Source organism: Corallococcus sp. CA049B (assembly GCF_003611685.1).
Taxonomy (GTDB): Bacteria; Myxococcota; Myxococcia; order Myxococcales; family Myxococcaceae; genus Corallococcus; species Corallococcus coralloides.
The window spans coordinates 38,905-46,131 of record NZ_RAWC01000052.1 but is presented as its reverse complement, the minus strand read 5'-3'; the positions used below and the strand labels follow the sequence as shown (position 1 = coordinate 46,131).

General features: G+C 67.7%; 4 protein-coding genes. 3 read left to right on the top strand and 1 reads right to left on the bottom strand.

Translation table 11 applies throughout. From position 1 onward, the window contains the following. Nucleotides 1-2,196: type I polyketide synthase (locus D7W82_RS14500; RefSeq protein WP_147439342.1), on the bottom strand; the 2,196-nt coding region annotated here is incomplete at its 3' end. Between the two features lie 267 nt (nt 2,197-2,463). Between D7W82_RS14500 and D7W82_RS14495 the strand changes: the two genes are divergently transcribed. The 3 genes from D7W82_RS14495 (at nt 2,464) to D7W82_RS14485 (ending at nt 7,220) form a co-directional block, all read left to right on the top strand. Then, complete coding sequence (locus D7W82_RS14495) at nt 2,464-5,337, top strand: hypothetical protein (protein ID WP_147439341.1); 2,874 nt, start codon at nt 2,464-2,466, stop codon at nt 5,335-5,337. A gap of 46 nt (nt 5,338-5,383) precedes the next feature. Beyond that, nucleotides 5,384-5,872, top strand: coding sequence for a hypothetical protein (locus tag D7W82_RS14490; RefSeq protein ID WP_147439340.1), 489 nt, complete (start codon nt 5,384-5,386; stop codon nt 5,870-5,872). Nucleotides 5,873-5,969: 97 nt separating this feature from the next. Continuing rightward, entirely contained in the window at nt 5,970-7,220 is a 1,251-nt protein-coding gene (locus D7W82_RS14485; RefSeq protein WP_120618919.1) for an Hsp70 family protein, read from the top strand. Nucleotides 7,221-7,227 lie beyond the last annotated feature (7 nt).

Genomic DNA, 7,227 nt, shown 5'->3' with positions numbered 1-7,227 from the left:
GAGGAAGGGGGCGAGGCGGGAGGTGCTGGCGAGGACGGAGAGCATGGAGCCGCCGGGAGGCAGCGAGGCCATGGCGCGGGAGCGTGCGAGCACCAGGAGGTAGGCGTCGTGAAGGGAGAGGACGCCGGCGAGGTGGGCGGCGAGGTACTCGCCAATGGAGTGGCCGATGAGGGCGGAGGGGGAGACGCCGAGGCTGAGCCAGAGGCGGCTCAGGGCGTACTGGAAGGCGAAGAGGGAGGGCTGGGCCAGGCCCGTGTCACGCAGGGCGGCGTCTGGGGAGTCGAAGACGAGAGAGGTGAGGGACTGGCCGGCGGAGGAGTCGCGGTGAAGGGCGGCCAGCTCGTCGAAGGCGGAGCGGAAGGAGGCGAAGCGCTGGTAGAGGGCGCGGCCCATGCCGGCGTACTGGGCGCCCTGGCCGCTGAAGGCGAAGGCGAGGCGGGGGCGGCCGGAGGAGGGGGCGCTGCCGCGCAGGACGGAGGAGGAGAGGCGGCCGGAGGCGAGGTCGAGCAGGCCCTGGGCGAGCTGCTGGGAGGAGCGGCCCACGACGGCGCCGCGCTCGCGGAAGAGGGCGCGGCCGGTGCAGGTGCTGTAGGCCCAGTCGCGAGGGCAAGCGGAGCCGGAGGCGAGGGCCGAGGCATGGCGCTGGGCCAGCTCCTTGAGCGCCGCGTCGTTCTTGGCCGACAGCGCGATGCACACCGGCTCATCTTCCGCGGGGGCCGCGTCCTCTTCCGGCTCCGCGGGGGCCTGCTCCAGGATGCAGTGGGCGTTGGTGCCGCTGATGCCGAAGGAGCTCACCGCGGCGCGCCGGGGCCGCCCCGTGCTCGGCCAGGGAAGGAGACGATCCGCGACCCGTACCGGGACATGCTCCCAGTCGATCTCCCGGTTGGGCGTGGAGAAGTTGAGCTGAGGCGCGATCTCGCCATGCTCCACGGCCAGCGCCGTCTTGATGAAGGCCAAGAGGCCCGCGGCGGCTTCCAGGTGGCCGAAGTTGGTCTTCACCGAGCCGACGAACAGCGGGGTGGTGCGGCCGGCATAGGCGGCGGCGATGGCCTCGACCTCGATCGGATCGCCCAGGCGGGTGCCCGTGCCGTGTGCCTCCAGGTAGTCGATATCGTTCGGGCCGAGCCGCGCCGCCTTGAGGGTGTCTCCGAGGAGCTGATGCTGCGCCTTGCCATTGGGGGCCGTGAGACCATTGCCGCCGCCGTTGTGGTTGCTGGCGGAGGCGCGCAGGAGGGCACGGACGCGGCCCTGATGAGCCTTGCCCTCCGGCAGCCGCCGGAGCACGACCGCGGCGACTCCCTCTCCCTGGACGAAGCCGTCGGCGGAGTCATCGAAGGCCCGGCAGACGCCCGTGGGCGACAGCGCGCTGATGCGGCTGCGAAGGATGGGATTGAGGGGGGAGAGGATGAGGTTGACGCCCGCCACGATGGCGATGTCGCTCTCGCCCGTGCGCAGGCTCTGCGCGGCCAGGTGGAGCGCCACCAGTGAGGACGAACAGGACGTGTCAACCTGCAGTGTCGGGCCATTGAAGCCCAGGAGATAGGAGATGCGGCCCGCGCTGACACTGCGGCTGGTTCCCAGGCTCGTGTAGGCGGTCAGCTGATCGAGCCGGCGGTCGTCCACGGTGAGCTGGTAATAGTCGTCTGTGCTCATCCCGATGAAGACACCGGTCTTGAGCTGCCTCAGCCGCTCAATGGGAAGGCCCGCGTCCTCGATTGCTTCCCAGACGACCTCCAACAGCAGCCGGTGCTGCGGGTCCATGTCGGCCGCCTCACGGGCCGAGATGCCGAAGAACGCGGGGTCGAATTCGTCGATGCGGTCAAGGTACCCGCCGTACTTCGTGTACGTCTTTGCGGGCCGGTCAGGATTGGGATCGTAGTAGGCTTCCACGTCCCAGCGGCTTGGAGGCGTCTCCCGGATACCGCTGTGACCCGTGCGCAGGGCCTCCCAGAGCCGAGCGGGTGAGTCGATATCGGGGGGAAGTCGGCAGCCAATACCCGCGACCGCGATCTCGCACGGCGGTGGGGCCTGCTGCGCCCGCTCGGGCCGACTGCGCAATCCCTCCAAGAGCGCACTCAGGACCTCCGAGGAGAGCTTCCTGTCCCGCACCAGGGCCTTGAGAGTGTTCTCAAAGGCAGGTCCGTTGGGGGCGCCAGTTTCGACCGATCTATCGATTTTGACTGGACTTTCTGCCATGTCCGGTTTTGAACATGGTAAGCGAACCGTGTCAATAGCTTGGCGTGGGGGGGGGGCAAGGCTCGCCAGGGTGACGGGTGGCTTGGACGCGGAGCGTCAGGCATTGATTCGATTGTTGTGGATATTGCCGTCAGGGTTAAATGAGGAGGCGGCCAGGTTGGAATGGACTCATCGCCCCGGCTGCTGCACCCGTGCAGGCCGCGCCCCCTCAGGCTGTGTCTGTCCAATCCATCCGCTCATGCCTCCAAGTGCGCTAGTGTTGATGGGATGACGATCCACTCAAGGAAGTTCGTCTTTCTGGTGCTGCTGTTCATGGGTTGCCGCAGCCCGAGCCCTTCCTCCGACCCCGTGCCTTCAGACCACGAGCCTGGCTACAGTCCCGGCACCGCCGAGGAGTGTCGCGGCTTGCATGCGGCGCTGTTCGAGGACGCGGCGACCATCACCGCATCTCAGCCTCCCGCAAGCTTCGAGGCGCCGCATCTGCCGCTTGAGGCCGGGCTCAACAACCGGCTCCGGGCCTTCCTCGAGCGGCAGTGTTACAAGTTGCCCGGCTGGAGTGGGGAGGACGGTGTCCACCTCACGGGCACACCCACCCAGGGGAGTTCGCACGGCTGGGTGCGTGTCTGGTACTCCCCCGAGGTGAGCGCCTGGCTCCAGCGAGGCCGTCCAGAGAAAGAGGTTCCCGAGCAGGCGATCATCATCAAGGAGACCTTCCGGCCGATTGGCGAGGCCAAGGAGGAGGGCGGCGTGTTCAAGCTGGTGGCCTGGCAGCCGATGATCCGCCGGCCCCAGGACTCGCGCGATGGCTGGTTCTGGAGCGACATCGCCCAGGATGAAGTGCGCCACGGGGTGGTCGCGTGCAGCAGACCTCCGCTGGCGTGGACTTCGTCGGAGACGCTTCGCCTCGACAACTGCCGTCCCTTCAACGGCTTCGGCTATCAGGTCTGCCTGCGCTGCCACGCATCGCAGCGTGACTTCACCTTCGCGCAGACCACGCACCTGCCGGCGAGCACCGGCGGCACGCGCGCGCGCACCCAGACGATCTATGACTATCGCCGCGTCTGGCGCGAGGCCGATGCCCAGAATCCCGACAACCACTACGACGACTACAAGAACAAGCCTGCCAGCACTTACATCGCGCCTCATCCGGATCGTGACACGATTCCCCCGGCACTCGGCGGCGCCAATCCGGAATTCGTCGCGCAATACGGCCTTCCCGCCGACGAGAGCGCGCCGTCCGAGGACATCCCGCGCTTCTTCGATCATGTCTTCGCCAAGGCGGCCCAGCATCAGCCGGACACCTTCCTCACCTCGGATCAATGCTGGAGTTGCCACTCGGGAGTCGGCCACATCGCGCAGGGGCTGGCGGGTGCCGGCTCGTTGCTGGCGCGCGACGGCGAGTTGGCCGATGGAACACCCCGCTATGCCGATGTCTCGTCCTATGGCGAATGGTCGGCTTCGATGATGGGCCTGGCGGGACGCGATCCCATCTTCCGTGCCCAGCGCGAGTGGGAGGCCCACCACCGGGAGTCCTGCGCCGAGGACATCACCGACCTCTGCTATAGCTGTCACGGCCCCGCTGGTCAGCGGCAGCTGCGCCTGGACGCGCCTTCACGCAAGTTCGACCACGCCATGGTTTCCGCGCTCGCCGATGCCCCCGACGGCAAATACGGCGCACTCGCGCGCGACGGTGTCTCCTGCTCGGTGTGCCACCAGATGAGTGGCAAGGACCTGGGGACGCCCGCCAGCTACACGGGCAACTGGACGCCGACCGCGGCGGATGACGTGCAGGGGCCGTTCTCCGCGGATGTACGTGCCGATCCGATGAAGCGCGCGCTAGGCAAGACGCCGTCGGGGGAGGGCGATCGGAGCCAGGTGGTGAAGAGCTCCGCGCTCTGTGGCTCGTGCCATGTGGTGAAGCTGCCCGTGCGCAAGGTCGGCTCCTGCACCAACGAGCGCTTCTTCTTCGAGCAGGCGACGTTCCTCGAGTGGCGCAACAGCAGCTATCGGGTGAACGACGCGTTCATCAAGGACGAGGGGCACGCTGGCGCGACGCCGCAACGCTGCCAGGACTGCCATATGCCGAAGAGCTTCGCTGGCAGTCCGCTCAAGAAGAAGATCGCGAGCATCGAGGACTCCGACTTCCCGACGGCGAGCATCCCGGGCGCACCTGACGTGCACATGGGAGTGGATCTCGTGGAGCGCACGCCCTATTCGCGCCACCAGCTCAACGGCATCAACCTGTTCGCGCTCAGCATGTTCGCGCAGGCCCCGCGTGTGTTCGGCCTCGCCGACTACGATTACATGTCCAACCAGCACGGCGAGCCGACGCGCCTGCAGATGAAGACCGCGCTCGTGAGCGGCCGCGCCTTCGCCGATGCCTCGGCGGCCGTCGAGATCGGCGTGCCCACGGTGAACGGAGACCACCTCGACTTCACCGTCAAGGTCACCAACAAGGCCGGGCACAAGCTGCCCTCGGGCGTGGCCTTCCGCCGCGCCTTTCTCGAGGTCTCCATCGAGGATGACAGCGGCGGGACGCTGTGGGCCTCGGGCCGGACCAACGGCGCTGGCGCCATCATCGGGCATGACGGCGAGGTGCTCGCGAGTGAGCTGGACACCCTCGCGCCCGAGCCCCACCACCAGGTCATCACCCGCGAGGACGAGGTGCAAATCTACGAGGAGCGCATCGCGGATTCCAACGGCAAGCTGACCACGAGCTTCCTGGGGCTCTACCAACCGCTCAAGGACAACCGGCTGTTGCCAACGGGCTGGAAGTCCAACTTCGAGCCCTTGCTGGAGAATGGCAAGCTGCCAGAGGGGCTCGCGCCGCACGGGGTCGACGGCGATCCCGACTACCCCGCCGATGGCTCCGCCGCCTGTGGCTGTGACGTCGTGAGCTACCACGTGCCACTCTCCGCCATCTCCCTCCACGCGCGGGTGCGCGCACGGCTGCACTATCAGGCCATCCCGCCGTATTACCTGCGCGACCGCTTCAGTGTCCCCTTGCCGGACGCGCGGCGCCTCTACCAGATCGCGAGCCACCTCGACACCACGAGCGCGACGAGCGTCATTCCTGGTTGGAAGTTGCCGCTCACGGAGGCCGTCCGCTCGTCACGTGAGGTGTCTGGGGCGCGGCGGTGATGAGGACACGCGGAATCATCTTGATACAAGACATGGGGTGCCTGAAATGAGTGCGAAGAGATTGACCTCCGAGGACAAGACCCAGATTCATGGGATGCGGGGCGAGCGATTCCAGTCGCTGCTCGAGGGGCTCGAGGCGGAGCGCGACAGCCTGCTGGCCACGATGAGCGAGAACAACCGTCCCTTTCTGGAGAAGGGCATGGAGGCGCGGCGCAAGACGCTCCTCCTGGGGCTGGAGGCCGCGAGGAATTCGCGCCTGCGGCTCTTCCAGGCGGATGAGCCCATCGACGTGGGGGCATTGGTCCAGGTGCGCTTCATGGACGAGCGGGAGAACGCCGTGGAGTGGCGGTGGATCACGCCTCCCTCGGAGACGGACAAGCCCTTCGCTTATGCCGGCACCGAGATTGTCTTCAACCGGGGTGGGCTGGGTTCGGGTTCGATGCTCATCGGACGCAAGGCGGGCGCCCGCATGGAGGTGCCGGGCGACAGCTGTTCCGAGCCCGACGTCGAGATCGAGATTCTCGCCGTTCTTTGAGCGGCCGGGGGAGGATCCGGGCTCTGCACTGGAGCCTGGGTTGGACCGGCACTCGGCGCTATCCATCTCCGCGATTTGCACGTAGAGGAAGAGCCCTATGCCTGTCTGTGGACTCGACTTCGGAACCAGCAATTCGGCCCTCGCCCTTCCTGACGGAAGGGTGCTGCCCGTTTCTACCGGTTACAGCGACCCGCGCCTCTACCGCTCCGTCATCTTCTTTCCCGAGGACGAGCGCGAGGCGTACACGGGGGCCCCCGCCATCTCGCGCTACCTGGACGACCCCGCGGGCCGCTTCATCCAGTCCGTGAAGTCTTTCCTTCACAGCACCTCCTTCCGCGCCACGCAGATTCACGAGCGCACCTGGCTCATCGAGGAGCTGGCGGCGCTGTTGTTGCGCCGGGTGCGCGAGGCCGCGGCGCCCCACATGGGCGGGGCTCCCGAGCGTGTCGTGCTCGGCCGCCCCGCGCTCTTCTCCTCGGACCCCGAGGCGGATGCGCTCGCCGAGCAGCGCCTGCGCCGCGCCGCGGAACTCGCGGGCTTCACCCACGTCCAGTTCCTGATCGAGCCCATCGCCGCGGCGCTCTCCTACGAAGCCCAGCTCACCCAGGACGAGCTGGTGCTGGTGGCCGACTTCGGCGCCGGCACCACGGACCTCACGCTGATGCGGCTGGGGCCCTCGCGACGAGGCCTGCCGGACCGCAAGATGGATGTGATTGGTTCCACCGGTGTGCGCATCGGCGGTGACCGCTTCGACGCGGAGATCATGCGCCACTCGCTGCTGCCGCGTTTTGGCGCGGGCTCGACCTACCGGGTGCGAGGCGTGAGCGACAAGCGGCTGCCCGTGCCCCAGCACGTCATGGCCAAGCTGCTCTCCTGGCATGAAATGTCATTCATCCGCAAGAAGGCCACCCAGGAGGTGCTGGAGTTGATGCTCGTCTCCAGTGACAAGCCCGACGAGGCGAAGGCGCTGTATGACCTCGTCATGGAGAACCTGGGCTACCGCCTCTTCCGGGCCATCGAGGCCGCCAAGGTGCGGCTGTCGTCCGAGGACGAGACGGTGCTGGAGTTCGACGAAGCGCGCATCCAGCTGCGCGAGCGCATCACCCGGGCCGATTTCGAGGCCGCCAGCGAGCCGCTGCTTCAGGAACTGCGCCAGGTGACCGAGGGCCTGCTGGAGCGCTGCGCGGGCGCCGGAGAGGTGGACGCGGTCTTCCTCACGGGTGGCTCCTCGCAGATCCCCGCCGTGCGCCGGCTCTACATTGAACGCTTCGGGGAGAGCCGCGTGCGCACCCGCGATGCCTTCACCTCCGTGGCCGAGGGCCTGGGACGCGCCTCCGCCGCGCTGTGAACAGGCG